The sequence below is a fragment of the Streptomyces sp. NPDC037421 genome (assembly GCF_055602105.1).
In genome coordinates, this window is record NZ_JBVJWV010000005.1 from 235,600 (window position 1) to 258,835 (window position 23,236).

Annotated in this window: 16 protein-coding genes and 1 tRNA gene; 9 read left to right on the forward strand and 8 right to left on the reverse strand. The window is 71.7% G+C overall.

The window, feature by feature from the left end; genetic code table 11:
- Window positions 1-76: 76 nt before the first annotated feature.
- Window positions 77-1,054 carry a sigma-70 family RNA polymerase sigma factor gene (locus ACZ7IF_RS10375; RefSeq protein ID WP_470966221.1) on the reverse strand — a complete coding sequence of 326 codons (978 nt, stop codon included), beginning with the start codon at window positions 1,052-1,054 and terminating at the stop codon, window positions 77-79.
- A gap of 533 nt (window positions 1,055-1,587) precedes the next feature.
- Between ACZ7IF_RS10375 and ACZ7IF_RS10380 the strand changes: the two genes are divergently transcribed.
- Window positions 1,588-2,241, forward strand: a complete 654-nt coding sequence (locus ACZ7IF_RS10380; RefSeq protein ID WP_470966225.1) for a Uma2 family endonuclease — start codon at window positions 1,588-1,590, stop codon at window positions 2,239-2,241.
- Here ACZ7IF_RS10380 and ACZ7IF_RS10385 read toward each other — a convergent pair.
- The 3 genes from ACZ7IF_RS10385 to ACZ7IF_RS10395 all read right to left on the reverse strand — a co-directional run bounded on the left by ACZ7IF_RS10385 (window position 2,234) and on the right by ACZ7IF_RS10395 (window position 5,453).
- A complete protein-coding gene (locus ACZ7IF_RS10385; RefSeq protein WP_470966796.1) occupies window positions 2,234-3,007 on the reverse strand; it encodes a dioxygenase family protein in 774 nt (257 codons plus the stop codon). The genes ACZ7IF_RS10380 and ACZ7IF_RS10385 overlap by 8 nt on opposite strands.
- A gap of 132 nt (window positions 3,008-3,139) precedes the next feature.
- A complete protein-coding gene (locus ACZ7IF_RS10390) occupies window positions 3,140-4,681 on the reverse strand; it encodes an MFS transporter (RefSeq protein WP_470966232.1) in 1,542 nt (513 codons plus the stop codon).
- A gap of 58 nt (window positions 4,682-4,739) precedes the next feature.
- Window positions 4,740-5,453, reverse strand: coding sequence for a TetR/AcrR family transcriptional regulator (locus ACZ7IF_RS10395; RefSeq protein WP_470966235.1), 714 nt, complete (start codon window positions 5,451-5,453; stop codon window positions 4,740-4,742).
- A 284-nt stretch (window positions 5,454-5,737) separates the two neighbouring features.
- Between ACZ7IF_RS10395 and ACZ7IF_RS10400 the strand changes: the two genes are divergently transcribed.
- The 3 genes from ACZ7IF_RS10400 (at window position 5,738) to ACZ7IF_RS10410 (ending at window position 8,578) form a co-directional block, all read left to right on the forward strand.
- On the forward strand, window positions 5,738-7,015 hold the full coding sequence (locus ACZ7IF_RS10400; RefSeq protein WP_470966238.1) for a M6 family metalloprotease domain-containing protein: 1,278 nt from the start codon (window positions 5,738-5,740) through the stop codon (window positions 7,013-7,015).
- A gap of 40 nt (window positions 7,016-7,055) precedes the next feature.
- Complete coding sequence (locus tag ACZ7IF_RS10405; protein ID WP_470966241.1) at window positions 7,056-7,544, forward strand: RidA family protein; 489 nt, start codon at window positions 7,056-7,058, stop codon at window positions 7,542-7,544.
- Between the two features lie 62 nt (window positions 7,545-7,606).
- Window positions 7,607-8,578 carry an endonuclease/exonuclease/phosphatase family protein gene (locus ACZ7IF_RS10410; RefSeq protein WP_470966245.1) on the forward strand — a complete coding sequence of 324 codons (972 nt, stop codon included), beginning with the start codon at window positions 7,607-7,609 and terminating at the stop codon, window positions 8,576-8,578.
- Here ACZ7IF_RS10410 and ACZ7IF_RS10415 read toward each other — a convergent pair.
- Complete coding sequence (locus ACZ7IF_RS10415) at window positions 8,532-9,776, reverse strand: cytochrome P450 family protein (RefSeq protein ID WP_470966248.1); 1,245 nt, start codon at window positions 9,774-9,776, stop codon at window positions 8,532-8,534. The genes ACZ7IF_RS10410 and ACZ7IF_RS10415 overlap by 47 nt on opposite strands.
- A gap of 147 nt (window positions 9,777-9,923) precedes the next feature.
- Here ACZ7IF_RS10415 and ACZ7IF_RS10420 point away from each other — a divergent pair.
- The 5 genes from ACZ7IF_RS10420 to ACZ7IF_RS10440 all read left to right on the forward strand — a co-directional run bounded on the left by ACZ7IF_RS10420 (window position 9,924) and on the right by ACZ7IF_RS10440 (window position 17,686).
- Window positions 9,924-9,999, forward strand: a tRNA-Arg gene (locus ACZ7IF_RS10420).
- Window positions 10,000-10,214: 215 nt separating this feature from the next.
- The gene (locus tag ACZ7IF_RS10425) at window positions 10,215-12,647 is read left to right on the forward strand and encodes a type I restriction-modification system subunit M (protein WP_470966253.1); all 2,433 of its coding nucleotides are present in this window, start codon (window positions 10,215-10,217) and stop codon (window positions 12,645-12,647) included.
- A complete protein-coding gene (locus ACZ7IF_RS10430; protein WP_470966262.1) occupies window positions 12,647-13,873 on the forward strand; it encodes a restriction endonuclease subunit S in 1,227 nt (408 codons plus the stop codon). The genes ACZ7IF_RS10425 and ACZ7IF_RS10430 overlap by 1 nt, the downstream gene beginning before the upstream one ends.
- Entirely contained in the window at window positions 13,870-16,956 is a 3,087-nt protein-coding gene (locus ACZ7IF_RS10435; RefSeq protein WP_470966267.1) for a type I restriction endonuclease subunit R, read from the forward strand. Before ACZ7IF_RS10430 ends, ACZ7IF_RS10435 begins: the two co-directional genes overlap by 4 nt.
- Window positions 16,943-17,686: a M48 family metallopeptidase gene (locus ACZ7IF_RS10440; RefSeq protein ID WP_470966274.1), complete on the forward strand. Its 744-nt coding sequence runs from the start codon at window positions 16,943-16,945 to the stop codon at window positions 17,684-17,686. Before ACZ7IF_RS10435 ends, ACZ7IF_RS10440 begins: the two co-directional genes overlap by 14 nt.
- A 25-nt stretch (window positions 17,687-17,711) precedes the next feature.
- Here the strand turns inward: ACZ7IF_RS10440 and ACZ7IF_RS10445 are convergent, their stop codons facing one another.
- The 3 genes from ACZ7IF_RS10445 to ACZ7IF_RS10455 all read right to left on the reverse strand — a co-directional run bounded on the left by ACZ7IF_RS10445 (window position 17,712) and on the right by ACZ7IF_RS10455 (window position 23,161).
- Complete coding sequence (locus ACZ7IF_RS10445) at window positions 17,712-17,915, reverse strand: hypothetical protein (protein WP_470966281.1); 204 nt, start codon at window positions 17,913-17,915, stop codon at window positions 17,712-17,714.
- Between the two features lie 113 nt (window positions 17,916-18,028).
- Window positions 18,029-19,807, reverse strand: a complete 1,779-nt coding sequence (locus ACZ7IF_RS10450) for an MFS transporter (RefSeq protein ID WP_470966286.1) — start codon at window positions 19,805-19,807, stop codon at window positions 18,029-18,031.
- A gap of 78 nt (window positions 19,808-19,885) precedes the next feature.
- Window positions 19,886-23,161 (reverse strand): D-alanyl-D-alanine carboxypeptidase family protein, encoded by a 3,276-nt coding sequence (locus ACZ7IF_RS10455; protein WP_470966289.1) that lies wholly within the window; start codon window positions 23,159-23,161, stop codon window positions 19,886-19,888.
- Window positions 23,162-23,236: the final 75 nt, after the last annotated feature.

The window sequence follows — 23,236 nt, forward strand, 5'->3', positions numbered from 1 at the left end:
GGGCAGGAGGGAGCCCCGGCACCCGGGGGGGGTGGGCACCGGGACTCGTTCGGGGGCGGGAGCGGGGGCGGGCCGGTCAGGCCACCGCGTCGAAGCCGGTGTCGCGGGCCATGCGCTTGAGCTCCAGCAGGGCGTGCTTCTCGATCTGGCGGATCCGCTCGCGGGTCAGGCCGTGCTGCTTGCCGACCTCGGTCAGGGTCCGCTCGCGGCCGTCCTCGATGCCGTAGCGCATCTTGATGATGGAGGCCGTGCGCTGGTCGAGCTTGCCGAGGAGGTCCTCCAGCTCCTCGCTGCGCAGCAGCGAGAGCACGGACTGCTCGGGCGAGATCGCGGAGGTGTCCTCCAGCAGGTCGCCGAACTGCGTGTCGCCCTCGTCGTCGACCGACATGTTGAGGCTGACCGGGTCGCGCGCCCAGTCCAGGACGTCGCCCACGCGCTTCTCGGTGGATTCGAGCTCGGCGGCGATCTCGGCGTGCTCGGGGTCGCGGCCGTTCTCCCGGTTGAACTCGCGCTGGATCCGGCGGATCCGGCCGAGCTCCTCCACCAGGTGGACGGGGAGGCGGATGGTGCGGGACTGGTCCGCGATGGAGCGGGTGATGGCCTGGCGGATCCACCACGTGGCGTACGTGGAGAACTTGAAGCCCTTGGCGTAGTCGAACTTCTCGACGGCCCGGACCAGGCCGGCGTTGCCCTCCTGGATGAGGTCGAGCAGGGGCAGGCCGCTGCGCGGGTAGCGGCGGGCGACGGCCACGACCAGGCGGAGGTTGGACCGGATGAAGACTTCCTTGGCGCGCTCGCCTTCGGCGGCCAGGGCTTCCAGTTCCTCGCGGGCGGGCATCTGCCCGTCGCGCTCCGTCGCGCCGTCGAGGATCTGCCGGGCGTACACGCCCGCCTCGATGATCTGCGAGAGCTCCACTTCCCTGGCGGCGTCGAGCAGCGGGGTGCGCGCGATCTCGTCGAGGTACATGCCGACCAGGTCGCGGTCGACGATCTCCCCGCCCGCAGCACGGGCGCTGCTCGTGGACTGACGACGGGCGACGGCGCGGGTTGCCATGCGTGCTCCCTTGCGATGCGATGAATCGGTCGCGGTGCGTCTGCCGGACACTCTTCCGAGTGCCCGCTTCCGAAAGGGAACAACGACTGGAATCGGGACAGAATTCCCACGCCGGTCCCCCTTTTTCGAGATCTTGCAGTATCCTGCCCCGCCACTCTCCGGACCCGGGGGTGGCGGCCTCCTGCGAGAACCCGGGAACGTGCAGGTCAGGCCAGCCTTGGCGGCCGGTCCGGAGGTACTCGCGGAGCCGTACGGCGACGGTGTCCGTGAGACCGCCGTCACATCCGGCACCCCCGGTTCGAGCCCGGCCGGCGCCGCCCGTGGGCGCGCTCCCACCCTGAAGACGGGCCGCACCGGCTCGTGGTTGCCTGGGCTGGCGATCGAACCGCTGGAAACCCGACAAGAGGCACTTATCACCCCAGGACGGCGAACGCGTGTCGGGCGTGCGCCCGTCCGGGTGATTCGGCCCTCGTCCGGGTGAAGCGCGGGCATATTCCGTCGGCATGCCACATTCCGGCCGTAGCGTGCCGGGAGTGATCGCACACATCCCGCGGCCGTCCCGCACCGCGGCGCCGACGAGCGCCGGCCCCGACCCAGACCCCGAGCTCGACAAGGCCCTCTGGCGGGCCTGGCAGGCCATCGATCCGCCCGAGACCTTCCGCGTCGAGATCGTGGAGGGGCTGATCGAGATGTGGCGGGTGGGACGGCCGTTCACGCACGCCCTCACCGCGAACCGGCTGCGCTCCGGGCTGGCCGCCCACCTGGCCGGGGGCCCGTACGCCCCCTACATGGCGATGTACGTGGTCGGCGGCTACCAGGCCTGGGCTCCCGACGTGCTCCTCGCGCCGGACGACCTCACCGGGCACGCCGCCCGCGGGGAGCTGGGGATCAAGGCGTCGAGCGTGCCCCTGGTCGCCGAGGTCGTCGCCCCGGGACCGCAGGACGTCGCCCGGGACCGGGTCCGCAAGCGCCGCGCGTACGCCCGGGCGGGGATCCCGGTCTACGTGATCGTCGACGACTACGACGGCCACGGCACGGTCAGCGTGCTGACCGGTCCCGTACCCGACGAGGCGCGGTACGCCTGCGAGGTGAGGGCGCCGTACGGGACCGGGGTGGTCGTGCCCGAGGGGCCGGCCCGGGGCTTCGTGATCGGCGAGGAGATCACCGGGCCGGCCCGCCTCACCTAAGGGCTGTCCCGAACTGGACGGAACGCTTCGACAGGCCCATCCAGAAGCCGTCCACCGGGGTGTGCTGGGCCGCGAGGTCGGATCCGGCGGCCCCGAGGGTGACGAAGAGCGGGGCGAAGTGCTCCGTGCGGGGGTGGGCCAGGCGGCCCGCCGGGGACTTGGCCTCGAAGTCGAGCAGGGCGTCGACGTCCTGCGCGGCCAGCGCCTCGCGGCCCCAGTCGTCGAACTCGGCCGACCAGCCGGGCACTGTGGGCCCGGTGTGCCGCAGCGCGGCCAGGTTGTGGGTGAAGAAGCCGCTGCCGACGATCAGGACGCCCTCGTCGCGCAGCGGGGCGAGCTTGCGGCCGATGTCCATCAGCCGGGCAGGATCCAGCGTGGGCAGGGAGATCTGGAGGACCGGTATGTCGGCCTCCGGGTACATCTCGACGAGCGGGACGTACGCGCCGTGGTCCAGGCCGCGGTCCGGGACGTCCTGGACCGGGGTGCCGGGCGCCTTCAGCAGGGCGCGGACCGAGGCGGCGAGTTCCGGGGCGCCCGGGGCCTCGTAACGCACCCGGTAGTAGTGCTCGGGGAAGCCCCAGAAGTCGTGGACGAGCGGGACGGGCTCGACGGCGCCGAGCGCCAGCGGGGCCTCCTCCCAGTGGGCGGAGACCATCAGGATCGCGCGCGGCCTGGGCAGTCCCGCGGACCAGGCGGCGAGCTCGGCCGGCCAGACCGGGTCGTCGGCGAGCGGCGGGGCCCCGTGGCTGAGGTACAGCGCCGGCATGCGGGGGGTCTCGGTGGTCACGGGAGCGCTCCTCGGTCGTCGGTGCGGGGTGCCGCGAAAAGACCGACCCCGCCTCGTTCAAATTTGAACGAGGCGGGGTCCCCAGTCATTCCCGCACGGGGCGCGGCCCCGTCAGTGGGCGATCACCGGGACCTTGATCTCGGCGTCCTCTCCGGCGCCCGAGCCGGAGGCGACCGGGCCGCCGGAGCCGGGACGGCCGGTGTTGATCAGCGTGAACGCGATGGCCGCGCTGGCGACGAGGATGCCGACGGCCCACCAGATCGCGGACGAGTATCCCTCGACCATGGCCTGCGCCTGCACCAGCTTGGCGGCCGGGCCGCCCGTCGCGGCCTCGGCCGCGTGGTCGGTCAGGTAGGCGGTGGTCGCCGAGGCGGCGATGGTGTTCAGCAGGGCGGTGCCGATCGCGCCGCCCACCTGCTGCGAGGTGTTGACCATGGCCGAGGCCACGCCGGCGTCGGCCGGGTCCACCCCGTACGTCGACAGGGACATGGCCGGCATGAAGGCCGTGCCCATTCCGAGGCCCAGCAGCAGCTGCGCCGGCAGGATGAGCGCCGGGTAGGAGGAGCCGACCTCCAGCTGCGTCAGCATCAGCATGCCGGCGCCGGCGAGCAGGAAGCCGGGGCCCATCAGCAGGCGCGGGGCGACCCGGGTCATCAGGCGGGCGCCGATCTGGGTGGAGCCCGTGATCATGCCCGCGATCATCGGCAGGAAGGCGAAGCCGGTCTTGACGGGCGAGAAGCCCTTCACGACCTGGAGGTAGTAGGTGAGGAAGAGGAACAGCCCGAACATGGAGATGACGGCCAGGCCCAGCGAGAGGTAGACACCGCCGCGGTTGCGCTCCAGCAGGACGCGCAGCGGCAGCAGCGGGGACTTCACCCTGGACTCGACGAACACGAAGGCCGCGAGCAGCAGCACCGAGGCGACGAACATGGCCACGGTGACCGTGTCGGACCAGCCGGCCGACTCGGCGCGGGTGAAGCCGTACACGAGGGCGACCAGGCCCAGGGTCGAGAGGATCACGCCGGGGACGTCGAGGCGGGCGCTGTTGCGGGAGCCGGCCGGCTCGCGGATGACCATCCAGGCGCCGACGGCCGCGACGACGGCGAAGGGGATGTTGACGAAGAAGGTCCAGCGCCAGTTGAGGTACTCGGTGAGGAAGCCGCCGAGGATCAGGCCGACGGCGCCGCCGCCGCCCGCGATCGCGCCGTAGATGCCGAAGGCCTTGGCGCGCTCCTTGGCGTCGGTGAAGGTGACCGCGAGCAGGGAGAGCGCGGCCGGGGCGAGCAGCGCGCCGAAGGCGCCCTGGAGGGCGCGGGCGCCCAGCATCATCGCCTCACCGGTCGCGGCGCCGCCGAGGGCGGAGGCCAGGGCGAAGCCGATCAGGCCGACCACGAAGGCGTTCTTGCGGCCCCACTTGTCGGCGATGCGGCCGCCGAAGAGGAGCAGTCCGCCGAAGGCCAGCGCGTACGCGGTGATGACCCACTGGCGGTTGCCGTCCGAGATGCCGAGGTCGGTCTGGGCGGAGGGGAGGGCGATGTTCACGATGGTCGCGTCGAGGACGACCATCAGCTGCGCCAGGGCGATGAAGACCAGGGCCTTCCACCGGCTGGGGTCGACGGCAGCCGGCGGGGCTGTCGCGGCTGTTTTTGACATGGGGGTACCCACTTCACTGTGCGAATGACTGGAAAATTACTGAAAGTCTGAAAAGTCTTCAGGCCTGGGGCGTGCGCCTGAGGTCCTCCAACGTGGCCGCCGTGCCGGGCAGTTCGGACCGGGCCGGGGCCCGCAGGCCGTCCAGGAAGAGCTGGAGGTGGCGGTGGGCGAACCGCTCCACGCCAAGGCAGTCGGTCCCCGGCAGGGGGCGGCTGAGCTGGGACAGCGCGACCATCAGGTCGCCGACGCCGATGTCGGGGCGCAGCAGGCCGCCGCTCTGGCCTGCGTCGACCAGCCTCTCCACGGCTGTCTCCAACGCGGCTCCGGCGGCGAGCAGTTCGGGGTGTTCACGGTCGAAGCCCGCCGCGAGCATCGGGCACAGGGCGCCGATCCGCTCGTCGGCCGCGCCGTGCGTGAAGCGGCAGAGCGCCGCGAAGGCGTCCGGCTCCTCGGCGAGCGAGTCCTCGGCCAGGGCGGTGACCCGGTCCATCACGTAGAGCACCACGTGGTGGACGAGGGCGGCCCGGTCGGGGAAGTGCCGGTACAGGGTGGCGTTGCCGACGCCGGCCCTGCGGGCGATCTCGTCGAGGGGGGCGTCCGGCCCGGACTCCACGAACATCTCGCGCGCCGCCACCAGGATCCGCTCCCGGTTGCGCACGGCGTCGGCGCGGGGCTTCGGGACCCGGCCGGGCGCGGCGGCGCAGGCTCCGGGTCCGGCGAGGTCCACGGCCGCTCGGGGCGCGGCCGCCGGAGTGCGGGCGGGGCTCTTCATTCCGGGGCCTTCCTGGGGCGCGGGACCGGGTGGATCCGTTCGTACGGCCTCCCCTAACCGGGGAGCCGGTCCCCGCTTCGTGGGACTCTCCTTCAAACGGGGAACCAGTCCCCGGTTATTTCACTCGCGAGTGTGACCTGCACCACACCCCCAAGGGGGGCTTTCGCCCCGGTCGGATCACGTTTGGAGGCTTTCGACGCGCGGGCGTGTCGCAATCGTCGGAGGGTGGGCCCACAGAGAGCAGTCCGGGCCCGGCCGGCTGCCGCGGACCGAAGGCGATCTCCATGCCGCAGACCCGCCGCCGGATACGCAGACCCTGTCGCACCAGCGCGTTCATCGGCCTCACCGCACTGGCCCTGGGCGTCACCGCCACCGCCAGCGGCGGCATATCCGGCCGCGGCCAGTCGGCCTCCGGCCCCGTCGCCACCAGCGCCGAATCCGTACTGGCACCGTGCCGGATCACCGGGACCATGGGCGTCCAGATGTCGGAGGGCCTGCCGACCCCGCCCGGGTACTCCCGCTCCACCGGCGAGGTCCGCGCACTGAACCTGATGATCGACTTCCCGGACGCCAAGGGCGAGGGCACGGCCATGGACCGGCTGGCGGAGTTCTTCCCCCAGACCTCCGACTGGTTCCGCACCAGCTCCTACGGCCGCCTCAGCTACCGCGCCGAGTCGCCGGTGCGGGACTGGCTGCGGATGCCGATGCCGTTCGCGGCGTACGGGATCGAGCGCGGGTCCCCGTACGAGCCCGGCTACCGGCAGCTCGTCGAGCACATCGCGAAGGCCGCCGACGCCGAGGTGGACTTCAGCAGGTACGACCTGGTCAACATCCTGGTCACCCCGAACGCCGGACCGTCCGCGCTGGACACCGTCCTGTCGGTCACCTTCTCCGGCAACGGGGAGGCGCCGATGGCCGACGGGGTCCCGCTCGCGAACACGTCCTTCGTCTACAGCCGCCAGGACGACGGCTCCGGCTCCTACCGGGAGACCGGCTACCGGGTGCTCCCCCACGAGAACGGGCACGTCTTCGGGCTGCCCGACCTGTACACCGCCGACGGCGGCGGCACGGTCGGGCACTGGGACATCATGAGCGAGGACTGGGGCGCCAACAACGACCTCCTCGGCTGGCACAAGTGGAAGCTGGGCTGGCTCGACAGCAGCCAGGTCAGCTGCGCCTCCACCTCCGGCACCAGCGACCACGTGCTGTCGCCGCTGGCCGTCGAGGGCGGCACGAAGCTGGCCTTCGTCCCCCTCTCCGAGAGCGCCGGCTACGCGCTGGAGGTCCGCACCCGCGCTGGGAACGACGAGGCCGTCTGCAAGCCCGGGGTGCTCATCTACAAGGTCGACTCGGACGTGGACACCGGACGCGGGCCCGTCACCGTCTCGGACAGCGCGACCGGCAGCGGCGGCTGCACCCGGCGGCCCAACGTGCACGCCGAGCTGTCGGACGCGCCGTTCCGGCCGGGCGAGACCTTCACCGACGAGAAGGCGGGCATCAGCATCGCCGTGGTGGGCGAGCTCACGGGCGGCCGCTACCAGGTGCGCGTGACCCGGCCCTGACCCTTCCCCACCGCCCGCCCCGCCCCCTGAGGAGGCCTTCGTGACCGCGACCCCCACGACCCCCGAGGAACGCCTGGCGGCGGCCGGGCTGGAACTCCCGCCCGCCCCCGCGCCCGTCGCCGTGTACGTACCGGCGGTGGTGAGCGGGCACTACGTCCACACCTCCGGCCAGCTGCCCATGGTCGGCGGGGCACTGCCGGTCACCGGCAAGGTGGGCGCCGGGGTCACCCCCGAACAGGGCAAGGAGCTGGCGCGGCAGTGCGCGCTGAACGCCCTCGCCGCCGTGGCCTCCGTCGCCGGGGACCTGTCGGCCGTGAAGCGGGTGGTGAAGGTGGTCGGCTTCGTGGCGAGCGCCCCCGACTTCACCGGCCAGCCGGGCGTGGTCAACGGCGCGAGCGAGCTGCTCGGCACGGCCTTCGGCGACGCGGGCATCCACGCCCGGAGCGCGGTCGGGGTGGCGGTGCTGCCGCTGGACGCCCCGGTCGAGGTCGAGATCACCGTGGAGCTGCACACGCCGATGGGGGTGTGAGGGCGGCCGGCGCCACTGTGCGGACGCAGAACCTCCGGCCCGCCGGGCGCGTCACCAGGGGCATGACCCCGTACGTGACACCCCGCCGCCGGGGAGCCGCGGCCCGGCTCCGCCCTCCCCGCGGGGGCGTCGTCGCGGCCCTCGCCGTCCTGACCGCCCTGCTGCTGGTGGCACACCCCTGGCTGCCCGGCGGCCCGGCGAGCGGCAACCCCCGCAGCCTCGTACAGACCTTCCTGCCCTGGACCGGCCTCGCGGTGCCCGTCCTGCTCGCCGCCGCCCTGCTGCGCCGCTCCCGGAGCGCGCTGGCCGCCGCACTGCTGCCGGCCCTGGCCTGGGGGTGGCTGTACGGGCCGACCCTGGGCGACGGCTCGCGGGGCGGCCCGGCCGACCTCACCGTCGTCACGCACAACGTGGACGACGCCAACCCCGACCCGGCGGGCACCGCCCGCGCCGTCGCCGCCTCGGGGGCGCAGCTGATCGCCCTGGAGGAGCTGACGCGGCCCGCGCTGGACGCGTACGAGCGGGAGCTGGCCGCGAGCCACCCGTACCACGTGGTGCAGGGCACGGTCGGGCTGTGGAGCACCTTCCCGCTGCGCGACGCGGGCGGCACGCCGATCGTGCCGTGGCGGCTCCTGCTGCGCGCCACCGCCGACACCCCGAAGGGGCCCCTCACGGTGTACGTGGCCCACCTGCCCTCCGTCCGGCTGGGCACCGGCGGCTTCGCCACGGAGCGCCGCGACGAGGCCGCCCGCAACCTCGCCGCTCGGCTGCGGGAGGGCCCCGCCGGGCGGACCCTGCTGGTCGGGGACTTCAACGGCACCACCGACGACAGCGTGCTCGCCCCGGTGACGCGGGGCTTCACCGCCGCCCAGGAGGAGGCGGGCGCCGGCTTCGGCCTCAGCTGGCCGGCCCGGTTCCCGGTCGCGCGGATCGACCAGATCCTGCTGCGGGGCGGGCTGACCCCGGTCTCGGCGTGGACCCTGCCCGCTACCGCGAGCGACCACCTGCCGGTGGCGGCGTCGCTGCGGTACTGACCGGCAGCGCGCGCAGGGCGTGGAACCTGAAGGTGGTGGTCCACGCCAAGTCGGCCTCCGGCACGGCGAGTCGGAGCCCGGGCAGCCGGCGCAGCAGGGCGTCGAGGCCGAGGGTGAGCTGGGTCCGGGCCAGGGGCGCGCCGAGGCAGTAGTGGAGCCCGTGCCCGAGGGCGAGGTGGGCCTTGTCGGCGCGGGTGATGTCGAAGCGGTCCGGGTCCGGGTAGCGGGCGGGGTCGCGGTGGGCGGAGCCGAGCGAGAGGAGCACGGTGTCGCCCGCGGGGATGCGTACGCCGCCGATCTCGACGGGCGCGGTCGGGAAGCGGCGGATGGCGGTGTGGCTGGCGAGGGAGTGGCGCAGCAGCTCCTCGACGGCGTCGGGGAGGAGTCCGGGCCGCTGCCGCAGCAGTTCCGCCTGCGCGGGATGGGCGAGGAGGGTGAACAGCCCGTTGCCGATCAGGTGCTGGACGTTCTCGCTGCCGACCATCAGGATCAGGAAGGCGAGCGAGACGAGTTCGTCCTCGCTCAGCCGGTCGTCCAGGTCGCGGGCGGCGATCAGCCCGGACAGGACGTCCTCGCCCGGCGCGGCGCGGCGCTCGGCGACGAGCCCGGTGAAGAACCGGTGGATCTCCCCGACGGCACGGGCGAGTTCCTCGCGGCCGGCCGGGTTGAGCATCGTCAGGACCCATCCGGAGAACCGCTCCCGGTCCGCCTCCGGGACGGCGAAGAGGTCCCCGATGACCTTCAGCGGCAGCGGCCTGGCGAACTCGGCGACCACGTCGGCCGTCCCGTCCTCCTCGGCCCGGGCCGCGAGCCGGCCGGCGAACAGGTCCACCGCGGCCTGGATCGACGTGCGCATCCCCTCGACGTGCCGGGGCGTGAACCCCTGCGCGACCAGCCGGCGCAGCCGCAGGTGGTCGTCGCCGTCCATGTTCAGCAGGTTGGCGTCCAGCGCCGGGGGCAGTGCGAAGCCCTTGAAGCCGTTCCCGGCGTGCCTCTTGTCCACCGACAGCCGCGGGTCCGCCAGCCCCCGGCGCACATCGGCCTCGTGCGTGACCAGCCACACCGCCGACCCGTCGGGCAGCGCGACCCGGTGCACGGACCCCCGCTCGCGCAACCGCGCGTAGACGGCGTACGGATCGGCCTGGAAGGCGTCCCCGAACGGCTGCGGCAGACCACCCGCTTCGACGGCCCCGGCCATGACTCCCCCACCCCTCGCCGGCGGCTCCGCACGCGCCGGATCATGGAACCAGGTTAAGAGGCGGCATCCGCGCACCACGATCCGCTAGGCTGTCCAGCGGTCAGCCGAAGACCGCGCCACAACACCGGGCCGGTTCCAGGCAGTCCCGCCTTCGTAGCTCAGGGGATAGAGCACCGCTCTCCTAAAGCGGGTGTCGCAGGTTCGAATCCTGCCGGGGGCACCAGAAGCACGGCTCTGACCTTGGGTTCCTTCCAAGGAGGGGCCTCACTCGGCCTCGGACGTCCCGTCCGGGGCCGTTTGCGTGCGGGCGCCCGCCGGTCTTCGGAGCTCCCGGTCCGGTGTCAGTGCCCGACGCTATCGTTGAGGCACTCAGCTTGACTTTTCACCGCTCGTGACACCGCCGTCACGCACTGGCACGCTAAGGGATGGGCGCCGAAAGTGGGTCTCAAGAAGTCCGACCTGTACAGCTCGCTGTGGCGCAGCTGCAACGAGCTGCGCGGCGGCATGGACGCCGGCCAGTACAAGGACTACATCCTGACGCTGCTGTTCGTGAAGTACGTGACGGACAAGGCCCAGTCCGATCCGCACTCCTTGATCGAGGTCCCCGCCGGCGGGTCCTTCGACGACCTGATCGCGCTCAGGGGCGACAAGGAGATCGGCGACAAGATCAACAAGCTCATCGGGCGGCTCGCCGAGGCCAACGGGCTCGCGAAGGTCATCGACCTGGCCGACTTCAACGACGAGGAGAAGCTCGGCAAGGGCAAGGAGATGCAGGACCGCCTCTCCAAGCTGGTGACGATCTTCGCCGACATGGACTTCCGCGGCAGCCGCGCCGAGGGCGACGACCTGCTCGGCGACGCCTACGAGTACCTGATGCGGCACTTCGCCACCGAGTCGGGCAAGTCGAAGGGCCAGTTCTACACCCCGGCCGAAGTCTCGCGCGTACTCGCCAAGGTCGTCGGCATCGGACCCGACACCCGCAAGAGCAACACCGTCTACGACCCCACCTGCGGGTCGGGCTCGCTGCTCCTCAAGGTGGCCGACGAAACGCCGTACGGCATCACCGTCTACGGCCAGGAGAAGGACAACGCCACCTGGGCGCTGGCCAGGATGAACATGATCCTCCACGGCAACGAGGACGCGGACATCCTCAAGGGCGACACGATCACCAGCCCGCAGTTCACCACGGGCGGGCAGCTGCGGACCTTCGACTTCGCCGTCGCCAACCCCCCGTTCTCGATCAAGTCGTGGAGCAACGGCCTGGAGAACGACTACGGCCGGTTCGAGGACGGCCGGCCGCCGGAGAAGAACGGCGACTACGCCTTCCTGCTGCACATCGTCAAGTCCCTCAAGAGCACCGGCAAGGCGGCGGTCATCCTGCCGCACGGCGTGCTCTTCCGCGGCCACTCCGAGGGCGGCATCCGCAGGAAGCTGGTGGAACGGCGCTACATCAAGGGAATCATCGGGCTGCCGCCGAACCTCTTCTACGGCACCGGCATCCCGGCCTGCGTCATCGTCCTCGACAAGGAGGACGCCGGGGCGCGCACCGGCGTCTTCATGATCGACGCCTCGAAGGGCTTCATCAAGGACGGGAACAAGAACCGTCTCCGCAGCCAGGACATCCACAAGATCGTCGACGTCTTCAACAAGGAGACCGAGATCGACCGGTACTCGCGCATGGTGCCGCTGCACGAGATCGCCGACCCGAAGAACGACTACAACCTCAACATCCCCCGCTACATCGACTCCTCCGAACCCGAGGACGTCCAGGACCTCCACGCCCACGTGCACGGCGGGATCCCGGACCGCGACGTGGACGCGCTCAGCGGGTACTGGGACGCGTTCCCGAGCCTTCGTGCCACGCTGTTCAAGCAGAACCGCCCCGGCTACAGCGATCTCGCCGTGGCCGTGGGCGAGGTGCAGCAGGCCGTCCTGGACTCCGGCGAGTTCCAGGAGTTCGCCGCCGAGGTGCACGGGCGGGTGGACGACTGGTTCGCCGCCCACCGCCCCGCCCTGCGGGAACTCGACGCCGACACCGTCCCGAAGGACCTGATCGCCCGGATCAGTGACGACCTGCTGGCACGGTTCAAGAGCACCCCGCTGCTCGACGAGTACGGCGTCTACGAGCAGCTCATGACCTACTGGCACGGCGTGATGCACGACGACGTCTTCCTCGTCATGCACCAGGGGTGGCACGACGCGGCGGCACCTCGCGAGACCATCGACGACAAGCAGCGCAAGCTCTCCGAGGACCCGGACCTGGAGATCGGGACCGGCCGCACGAGGACCAAGTACAAGATGGACCTCGTTCCGCCCGCACTCGTCGTCGCCCGCTACTTCGCCGACGAGCAGGCCCGGGTCGACGGCCTGGACGCGGCGGCCGAGGAAGCGGGTCGCGCCGTCGGGGAGTACGTCGACGAGCACGCCGGTGAGGACGGCCCGCTCGCCGAGGCCATGGAGGACGAGAAGATCTCCAAGACCCTCGCCGCGGCGCGGCTCAGGGCGGCCCGGCGCGAAGGAGCCGACCCGGAAGAGGTCCATGCCCTCCAGCACCTGCTCGGCCTCTACGACGCCGAGGCCGTGGCCAAGAAGGCCGCCAAGGAGGCCAAGGCCGCACTCGACGTGGCGACCCTCAAGAAGTACGGGGACCTCACGCTTCCCGAGATCCAGCAGCTGGTGCTCGACGACAAATGGCGGGCGGCCATCGCGGACCGCATCGCCGGCGTGGTCCGTTCGCTGACGCTCGCCCTGGTCGGCCGGACCCGGCAGCTCGGCGAACGCTACGCCGAAACGGCCTCCGCCCTCGGCGCCGAGCTCGCGGAGCTGGAATCCAAGGTCGCGGGCCGCCTGGCAGACATGGGTGTCGTGTGATGCCGACCGCCGAACGCACCCCGCTCGGCCGGCTGCTGAAGCGCCCGCCGCGCTACGGCATCAACGCGGCAGCCGTCCCGCTGACCCCCGGCGTCCCCACCTACATCCGGATCACCGACATCGATGATTCGGGTCGTTTCTCGCCCAGCCCCAAGGTCGGAGTGGCGCACGCGAGCGCCGAGAACTACCGGCTGGCCCCCGGAGAACTGGTCTTCGCGCGCACGGGCGCCAGCGTCGGCAAGTCGTACCTCTACGACCCCGACGACGGCGAACTCATCTACGCCGGATTCCTGATCAACATCGCACCGGATCCCGAGGTGCTCAACCCGAAGTACCTGTCGCTCTTCGTGCAGAGCAAGGAGTACTGGGACTGGGTCGCCCGGACGTCCGTCCGCAGCGGTCAGCCGGGCATCAACGGGCAGGAGTACGCGCAGCTTCCCGTGCCGCTCCCCGGCCTCGCCGCACAGGACGCGATCGTGGCCGCGATGACCGACGTCGACGACCTGATCTCCGCACTGGAGCGCCTGATCGCCAAGAAGCAGGCGGTCAAGCAGGGCGTGATGCAACGGCTCCTCGCGGGCACCACCCGCCTTCCCGGTCACACGGAGCCCTGGCGGCTGTCGACCGTCGGCGCGGTCGCCCACGTGAAGACGGGGCCCTTCGGCAGCGCCCTGCACGAGCGGGACTACGTCACCCAGGGAACCCCGATCATCACGGTCGAGCACCTGGGGAGGTACGGGATCGAGGGCGCCGGCGCCCCCATGGTCTCCGGGACCGACGCCCACCGCCTGCGCGCGTACCGCCTGGCGGAGGGCGACATCGTCTTCAGCCGCGTCGGCTCCATCGACCGCAACGCGCTCGTGTCCGGGAAGGAGGAGGGCTGGCTCTTCTCCGGCCGTCTCCTCAGGCTCCGGTTCGACCCGGAGACCGCCGACTCCAGGTTCATGAGCGGGCAGTTCAACTCGAAGCGGTTCATCGACGCCGTGCGGTCCGTGGCCGTCGGGCAGACCATGCCGTCGCTCAACACGGCGATCCTCTCGAACCTGGAGATCCGGCTGCCCCCCGTCGACGAGCAGCGGGAGATCGCCGGAGTGTCGGCGGACCTCGACGAGGAGCTCCGCCGGTTCGAGGCGCGGCTGCTCAAGGCCCGGGCCGTCAAGCAGGGAATGCTGCAGCAGCTCCTGACCGGTGACTTCAGCTCCGCCGCCAGGGAGGGGACGTCGTGAGCAACGTCGGTCAGCCCGAGCGCAGGACGCAGGACCGCGTCATCGGGCTGTTCCGGGAAACCCTGGGATACGACTACCTCGGCAGCTGGGAGCACCGTGCCGGAAACTCCAACGTCGAGACCGGGATCCTCACCGAGAACCTCCGCTCCCGGGGTTACGACGACAGCCTGATCGGCAAGGCGGTCGACAGGCTGAAGAGCGACGCCTCGCTCGGCGGCGGCCGCGACCTGTACGAAGCGAACCGCGACGTCCACGGCCTGCTGCGGTACGGGGTGAAGGTCAGGCCCGATGCCGGCGAGCGGTCGGAGACCGTGTGGCTCGTCGACTGGGAGCACCCCGAGGCCAACCACTTCGCCCTGGCGGAGGAGGTGACGGTGCCGGGCCGGCACACGAAGCGCCCGGACGTCGTGCTCTACGTCAACGGCATCGCCCTCGCGACGATCGAACTCAAGCGTTCGAAGGTCGCCGTCTCCGAAGGCATCCGGCAGACCATCGGGAACCAGCGGCCCGAGTTCATCCGGCCGTTCTTCACGACGGTGCAGCTCGTCATGGCCGGCAACGACGTGGAGGGACTGCGCTACAGCACGATCGACACGCCGGAGAAGTACTGGCTGGCGTGGCGCGAACCGTCCGACATCGCCGGCCCCCTCGACCGGTCGTTGACCCAGCTCTGCTCGAAGCGGCGGCTGCTCGAACTGGTGCACGACTTCATGGTCTTCGACTCGGGGCAGAAGAAGACGTGCCGGCACAACCAGTACTTCGGCTGCAAGGCGGCTCAGGAGCGGATCGCCCGGCGCGAGGGCGGGATCATCTGGCACACCCAGGGCTCCGGCAAGTCGCTGACGATGGTGTGGCTGGCCAAGTGGATCCGCGAGAACCAGCCGGACGCACGGGTACTCGTCATCACCGACCGGACCGAACTGGACGAGCAGATCGAGAAGGTCTTCCGGGGCGTCGACGAATCGATCCACCGCACCCGCAGCGGCGCCGACCTCCTCGCCACGCTGAACGCGAGTGAGGAGTGGCTGGTCTGCTCGCTGGTCCACAAGTTCCGCGGCCCGGAGGACGACGCCTCCCGCGATGACGCCGAGGCCGAATTCATCCGGCAGCTGAAGTCCGCCGTTCCCAAGGACTTCCGGGCGAAGGGCAACATCTTCGTCTTCGTCGACGAAGCCCACCGCACCCAGTCGGGCAAGATGCACGACGCGATGAAGGCGCTCGTGCCGGGTGCCGTGTTCATCGGCTTCACCGGAACCCCCCTGCTCAAGGCGGAGAAGGCCACCACCATCGAGCGGTTCGGCAGCTTCATCCACACGTACAAGTTCGACGAGGGCGTGGCGGACGGCGTCGTCCTCGACCTGCGGTACGAGGCCCGCAACATCGACCAGGACCTGAGCTCCCCGGCCAGGGTCGACCAGTGGTTCGAGGCCAAGACCCGGGGCATGACCGACCTGTCCCGCGCCGAGCTCAAGAAGCGCTGGGGCACCATGCAGAAGGTCGTCAGCTCGGAGCCGCGCGCCCGGCACATCGTCAACGACATCCTGCTCGACATGGAGATCAAGCCGCGCCTGTCGGACGGCCGCGGCAATGCCATCCTCGTCAGCCAGAGCATCTACCAGGCGTGCAAGTTCTACGAGCTGTTCACCCAGGCCGGCTTCAAGGGCAAGTGCGCCATCGTGACCTCGTACACCCCGCACGCCGGCGGCGTCTCCAAGGAGGACTCCGGCCACGGCGCCACCGAACGGCTGCGCCAGTACGAGATCTACCGGCAGATGCTCGCGGACCACTTCGACGAGCCCGCCGACAAGGCGATGGGCAAGGTCGAGCAGTTCGAGAAGGAGGTCAAGGCCCGCTTCGTCGGCGAACCGGGCCGGATGCGGCTCCTCATCGTCGTCGACAAGCTCCTGACCGGCTTCGACTCCCCGAGCGCCACCTACCTGTACATCGACAAGAAGATGCAGGACCACGGCCTGTTCCAGGCGATCTGCCGGGTGAACCGCCTCGACGGCGAGGACAAGGACTACGGGTACATCGTCGACTACCGCGACCTGTTCAACTCCCTGGAGTCCGCGATCACGGACTACACCGGCGACGCCCTCGAAGGCTACGAGACGAAGGAGATCGAGGGGCTGCTGTCCGACCGGATCGCCAGGGCCCGCGGGGACCTGGACGCGGCCCTGGAGAGGATCCGGGCGCTCTGCGAGCCGGTCGAACCGCCCAAGGACACCCTCCAGTACCAGCAGTACTTCTGCGCCCGCGAACAGGGGAACGCCGAGCAGCTCAAGGCCAACGAACCGAAGCGGGTCGAACTCTACAAAGCCGTCGCGGCCGTGACCCGCGCGTACGGCAACCTGGCCAACGACATGCGGGCCGCCGGCTACGGCGAGGCCGAGAGCGCGGCGATCAAGAACGAGATCGGCCACTACGCGAACGTGCGCGAGGAGGTCAAGCTCGGCGCCGGCGAGAACGTCGACTTCAAGCAGTACGAGGCCGGCATGCGGCACCTGCTCGACACGTACCTCAACGCCACGCCCTCCGAAGTGGTCTCCGACTTCCGGGAGGTCGGACTGATCCAGCTCATCGCCCGGATGGGGGCCGGCGCGCTCGACAGGCTCCCCGCGGGCATCAGGAAGGACCCGGAAGCGGTGGCGGACACGATCGCCAACAACATGCGCGTGGTGATCGTCGACGAGCGCCCGCTGAACCCGAAGTACTACGACAAGATGTCGGAGCTGCTCGACGCGATCCTCGAGGAACGGCGGCAGGGCGCCCTGCACTACAAGGAGTACCTCGGCAAGCTCCTGGAGCACGCGTCCAGGCTCGGCAAGGGCGAGTCGGACACCGAGTACCCGGACTGGGCCGACAACGACGCCCGCCGCGCCGTGTACGACTTCTTCGACCGGTCACCGGAGCTGGCCGCGGTCGTGGACACCACCGTCCTGCACAGCAAGCCGGACTCGTGGGTGGGCAACGCGATGAAGGAGAAGAAGGTCAGACGCGCGGTGGCGCAGGCGCTCCCCGCCGGCTTCGACCGGCTCGACGAACTGCTCGAACTGCTCAAGGCACGGCATGAGTACCGCTAGCGCCTCCCTCACCGTCCGCGGAATCGACGTCGACGTCGTCTACAAGGACATCAAGAACCTGCACATCGGCGTCTACCCGCCCCTCGGCCGCGTGCGGGTCGCGGCACCGGACCGGCTCGACGACGAGCAGGTACGGCTCGCCGTGATCCAGCGCCTGCCGTGGATCACGGAACACCGCGAGCGGTTCCGCTCCGCCGCCCGGCAGTCCACCCGTGAGATGGTCACGGGCGAGTCCCACTACGTGTGGGGCGTCCGGCGCAGGATGAAGGTCGTCGAGCGGCCCGGCCGGGCGCACGTCGAGCTGGACGGTGAGCGACTGCTGCTCTACGTCCCGGCCGGCACCCCGGCCGAGCGCCGCCGCGAGCTGCTGGAGCAGTGGTACCGGGAGCAGCTCCGGCATGCCGTCCCGGGCCTGATCGCCAAGTGGGAGCCGGTGCTCCAGGTGCCGGTACGCCGGTGGAGCGTCAAGCGCATGAAGACCAAGTGGGGGTCCTGCAACCGCGAGACCGGGCACCTGTGGTTCAACGTCGAGCTCGCCAAGAAGCCCCCGGCCTGCCTCGAATACGTCGTCGTCCACGAGATGGCGAACTGCCTGGAGAGCCGGCACGACGACCGGTTCACCACGCTCATGGACGGGGCCGTGCCGAACTGGCGAAGCCTCCGTGACCAGCTGAACAGCGCACCGCTCGCGCAGGAGCAGTGGGGCGGTCAGGGGGGCGGGTCCGCCTAGCGGGCCGGGGGCGGCGGGCGGGCAGTCAGCTGAGTCCCTTGCTCCGTTCGCCGATCCGGTCGCCCTGGGGGGTGCCGGAGCGCTTCAGGGCCGCCTTGGTGTGGGCGCCGCCCTTCACCTTGCTGCGGACCGGGCCCTCGAAGCCGTGGCCCTGGGCCTGCGGCACCTGGAGGCGTTCCGCCGCCTTCGCGATCGCCGTCTGGACGTCCTGCTTCTGCTCTTTGCTCATCCCGTCGTCAACTCCCTCGGGAAGCACCCAATCGGATTACTGGGATCGTATGCACATATGGGAGCGGATGCACCTGGATCAGGGCGTAAAGAATCCGGGACGGGACGGCGCGATCACGGGCGCGGCGGGGTGCCCAGGGTCTGGTGGATCAGCTGTTCCGGGCACGGCGTACCACGCGGGAGCTGGTACTTCGCCGAGACCCGGTACTCGCCCGGCGCCGGGGCCAGCAGCTCCGTCCACACGTCCCCGGCGGCGTCCGGGGCCGCCTTGAAGAGGCATCCGGCCGTGTTCGCGACCCGCGGCGGCGCCACCGGCTTCCCCTCGCCGTCCACCAGCCCCAGCCACGGGGAGTGCGGGATCCGCACCAGCACCCGGCCGGGCGCCGAAACCTCCACCACCAGCTGGTCCGCGCCCGCCCGGACCACCTTCGCGGGGCCCGAGACCAGGCTCGCGGGGGCGTCCACGCGGAACAGCCGCCAGTTCTCGTCGCCCCACACCTGGCTCAGGTACGGCAGGCCCCCGCGCACGAGCTCCGCCTCGGCCTCCCCGCCCGAGTCGGGCTTGTCGGCGGGCAGCACCACGTAGTGCACCGCCCAGCGCTCCAGCCAGGCCCGGTAGCTCTCGGCGGTGAGGGTGTCGTCGTAGAAGAGCGGGTTGCGCTCCAGGTCGGCCTGCCGGTTCCAGCCGCGCGCGAGGTTCACGTACGAGGGGAAGGCCGAGGACTCCCGGTGACTGCTGGCGGGAACCACCTCGACCCGGCCCCGGTCGGCGCCCGCCTTCTGGAGCTGGTCGACCAGCGGGGCCAGCTCACGGTTCCAGGCGGCCACCGGGGTGGTGCGGACGATGTCGGTGACGCTGTTGGTGGTGATCCAGGCGGTCAGCCCCGCGAAGGCCAGCACCAGGGCGTACCGGCGCCGGGTGCGCGGGGCCGCGTACGGGACGGCGGCGAGCAGCACCGCACCGCCGAACAGCATGACCAGCCGGGTGACGTTCGAGCCGACCTGGGAGTCGATCGCCCAGGTCAGGAACACCCCGAGGGTGTACACGGCGGCGGCGGCACGGACCGTACGCCACGCCTTCGGCACGAGGAGGGCGACGGCCAGCCCGAAGACGAACGGCAGCCCGGCCGAACCGATCTTCATCGGCTGCGTCCCCGAGAAGGGGAACAGCCACGCCGACAGCCCCACGACCGCCACCGGGGCCAGCCCGAGGGCGTACGCGCCCGGCCGCCGCCGGCTCAGGAACAGCGCGGCCGCGACCACCCCGAGGAAGAGCCCCGCCACCGGGCTCGCGGCGGTCGCCAGCCCGGCCAGCGGCGCGGCGACGGCGGCCTTGGCCCAGCGCCGCCGGGCCCACTTGCGGGGCCAGCAGAAGACGGCGGCGACCGCGCCGAGCGCGAAGAGGGTGCCGAGCCCGAAGGTGACCCGGCCGGACAGCGCGTTGCACAGCAGCCCGTAGACCCCGGCCAGGGCCGGCCACAGGGGGCGCCGGACGGCTCCGCGGCAGCGGGTGAGGATCAGTGCGAGGAGCGCGGCCGAGGCGGTGCCGGCGATCATCATCGTGGTCCGGACGCCGAGCACGTGCATCACGTACGGGGACACGACGCTGTACGAGACCGGGTGCATCCCCCCGTACCAGGCGAGGTTGTACGCCGTGTCGGGGTGCCGGCCGACGAACTCCGCCCAGGCGTCCTGCGCGGCGAGGTCCCCGCCGCTGTTGGCGAAGCAGAAGAACCAGACGACGTGCAGGACCGCCGCCGCGGCGGTGGCCACGAGCACCGGGTTCCGGTGCGCCCACCCGAGCGCGCGGCCGACCGGGCCGGCGGGCACGGCGGGCCCGCGCGGGGGCTCCGGCTGCCCGGTCGGCCTGTGCTGCTGCTCGGCTGTGGTCACGACGACACCCTCTCGTACGACTACCGGGACGCGGCGCGGCGCCCCGGGGTTGCCCGGGGCGCCGCGCCGCTCCGGCCGTCAGCCGATCCGGGTCAGCTTGCTGCCGAAGCCCGGGGTGTCCAGCGCGCGCTGGAGCGCCACCGGCACCTTGACCTGGCTGGCACCGTCGCCGACGGTCAGCACGCCGACCTGGGTGCCGGCCTTCGCCGACTCCGGGATCGCGGTGCCGCCGTCGCCGAGCTTGATGTCCACGGTCAGCGAGGACCAGCCGACCGCCTGGACGTCGGCGGTGGCGACGACCGGCGTGTGACCGCCGAGCCCGTCGTCCACGTAGCCCACGACCTGGCCCTTCTTCACGACGGGCGCGCCCTGGACCTCCTTCTGCGTGGCGATCAGCAGCGAGCGGCTCGCGGCGATGACGGAGTCGATGATCGGCGGCTTGTGCTGGCCGAGGACCGCGCCGACGAGCAGCTGGTTGGTGTCGCCGACCTTCTTCTGGGCGGCGAAGAGGAGGTTTCCGCCGGCCTTGGTCGTCGTACCGGTCTTGATGCCGAGGGAGTCGTTGAACGGGACCAGGCGGTTCCAGTTCGGCCAGGTCTTGCCGGTCTGGTCGGTCCAGCTGGGCATGCGGGTGATGTCCACCAGCGCCGGGATCTCGACGATCTTCAGGCCGAGCTTCACCTGGTCCTCGGCGGTGCTGACGGTGGTGGCGTCCAGGCCCGAGGGGTCGGTGTAGGTGGTGTTGGTCATGCCGAGTTCCTTGGCGGTGTCGTTCATCTTCTTGACGAACGCCTCCTGGGAACCGGAGTCCCAGCGCGCGAGGAGCCGGGCGATGTTGTTGGCCGACGGGATCATCAGGGCGGCGATCGCGTCGTACTCGGAGATCTTGTCGCCCTCCTTGACCGTGTTGAGGGTGGACTCGTTGTCCGACTTGTCCTTCTGGCCCTCGGTCTCGGCGGTCTTGTCGACGTCGATCATCGCGCCCTTCTCACCCTTCTTGAAGGGGTGGTCGCGCATGATGATGTACGCCGTCATCGACTTCGTGACGCTCGCGATCGGCACCGGCTTCTGCTCGCCGGAGCTGCCGATCGTGCCGAGGCCGGCGGCGGCCATGGACGCCTGGCCCTCGGTCGGCCAGGGCAGGTTCGGCGCCCCGCCGGGGAAGGTGTACGTGGCCTTCGCGGTCAGCTTGAGCTTCGGCGCGGGCAGCGGACGCACCAGCTGCACGACGGCGATCACGACGGCCAGGAGCAGCACGATCGGCGCGTAGATCTTGACCCGCCGGATCACGTTCCGCATCGGGGTGGGCGGCGGGGGCGGGTTGTTGGTGAGGTCCGCCAGCATGTCGAGCGGCGGCCGGGGCGGCAGCGGCTGCTGGGTGGTCCGCTCGCTGGGGTCCAGCCGGGGCGGGGCCGGCGGGGCGGGCTTCACCGGGGGCTTCGCGGCGGGGGCGGCCCCGCCTTCGCCGCGCAGCGGTACGAAGGTGCTGACGCGGCGGTCGCTCTCGCCGCCGGAGCCTGCGGCGCGGGGGTCCCGGGAGGGCTTCCCGGGCTTGTCGGTGCCGGCCTTCGGGGTGTCGGCCTCGGCCGGTTCCCCGGAGGGCGTCCCGGGCGTCCCGGGCGTCCCGGGCTTCTCGGACTTCTCGGGCTTCTCGGCACCCTTGGCGCCCGCGGAGTCCTGCTTCACCACGCCGAACGCGGTGGTCCGCACGTCGGCGGAGGGCTTGCCGGCGGGCTTCCCGGCCGGGGTCTCCCGCTCCGCGTCGGGCGAAGCGGAACCCGGCTTCACCGCGCGGAAGACGGCAGTGCGCTCGCTGTCGGAGTCCGCCGGGGGCGTGGCCGGCTTCTTGGTGTCCTCGGCGCCCTTGGCGCCCTTGGCGTCGGGCTTCGCGGCGTCCGCCGAACCGGAACCCGGCTTCACGGCACGGAAGACGGCGGTGCGCTCGCTGTCGGCAGCGGGCTTGCCGGCCTCCGGCGCGGACGGTTTCTCCGCCTCCGCGGACGGCTTTTCGGGCGCGGAACCGGCGCCACCCGAGGCCTTCCCGGCATCGGCGGAAGCGGAACCGGGCTTCACGGTACGGAGGACGGCGGTGCGCTCACCGTCGGCGGCCGCGGTACGCGGGTCCCGGGCGGGCTTGTCGGCGGGCTTGTCGGCGTCAGGCGAAGCAGAACCCGGCTTCACCGCGCGGAAGACGGCAGTGCGCTCACTGTCGGAGTCCGCCGGGGGCGTGGCCGGCTTCTTGTCGCCCTTGGCGTCGCCATCGGCGTCCGGCTTCACCACACCGAACGCGGTGGTCCGCACGTCGGCGGACGGCTTCGCGGCGGGCTTCGCGGCGTCCGCCGAACCGGAACCCGGCTTGGCGGAAGCGGAACCCGGCTTCACGGCACGGAAGACGGCGGTGCGCTCGCTGTCGGCGGCGGGCCTGCCGGCCTCCGGCGCGGACGGCTTCTCCGCCTCCGCGGACGGCTCTTCGGGCGCCGAACCGGCGCCACCCGAGGCCTTCCCGGCATCGGCGGAAGCGGAACCCGGCTTCACGGCACGGAAGACGGCGGTGCGCTCGCTGTCGGCGGCGGGCTCGCCGGCCTCCGGCGCGGACGGCTTCTCCGCCTCCGCGGACGGCTCTTCGGGCGCCGAACCGGCGCCACCCGAGGCCTTCCCTGCATCGGCGGAAGCGGAACCCGGCTTCACGGCACGGAAGACGGCGGTGCGCTCGCCGTCGGCGGCCGCGGTACGCGGGTCCCGGGCGGGCTTGTCGGCCTCGGGGGCGCGGTCGGTCGTCACGACCCCGAACGCGGTGGTGCGTACGTCCCCGGACGGCTTCGCGGCCGGCTCGTCGGAGGCTTCGGCGTCGGCCTTGCCGGCACCCGCGGCCGGCTTCGCCGCGCTCGGGTCGGCGTCCGCCGAAGCGGAACGCGGCTTCTCCGCCTCGGGCGCGGGATCCGGCGTCACGACCCCGAACGCCTTGGTACGGACGTCCCCGGACGGCTTCGCGGACCCGGAACGGGACCCGCCCTCGGGCTCGTCCGCGTCCCCGGCCGGCTTCGCCGCGGGCGAGTCGGCCGGCTTCGCCGCAGGCGAGCCGGCGGGCGAGTCGGCGCCCCGCTCCCGGGACGGGGACTGGCGGACCACGCCCGCCACCGGGGTCTTCGGGTCCACCCGACCGGGGGACGGCCGCGACGGGGCGGGCCCGGGCTCCGGGTCCGCTTCCTCCGCCTGCTCGTCCGGCTCGGCCGTCGCGACCCACGCCGCCACGGCCTCCTTCAGCGGGTCTCGCGGCTGGAAGACCGACAGCCTCGGGTCCTGCTCCCCGGACGCTCCTTCATCTACCGACTTGTCGGGGGACTCGCCCGCCACCGTTCCTCCTCGATCGCTGTCCGGTCACTGTCCGAACCGTCTAACAGTGTCCCGTCTAGGGGGCATCGCCCAACC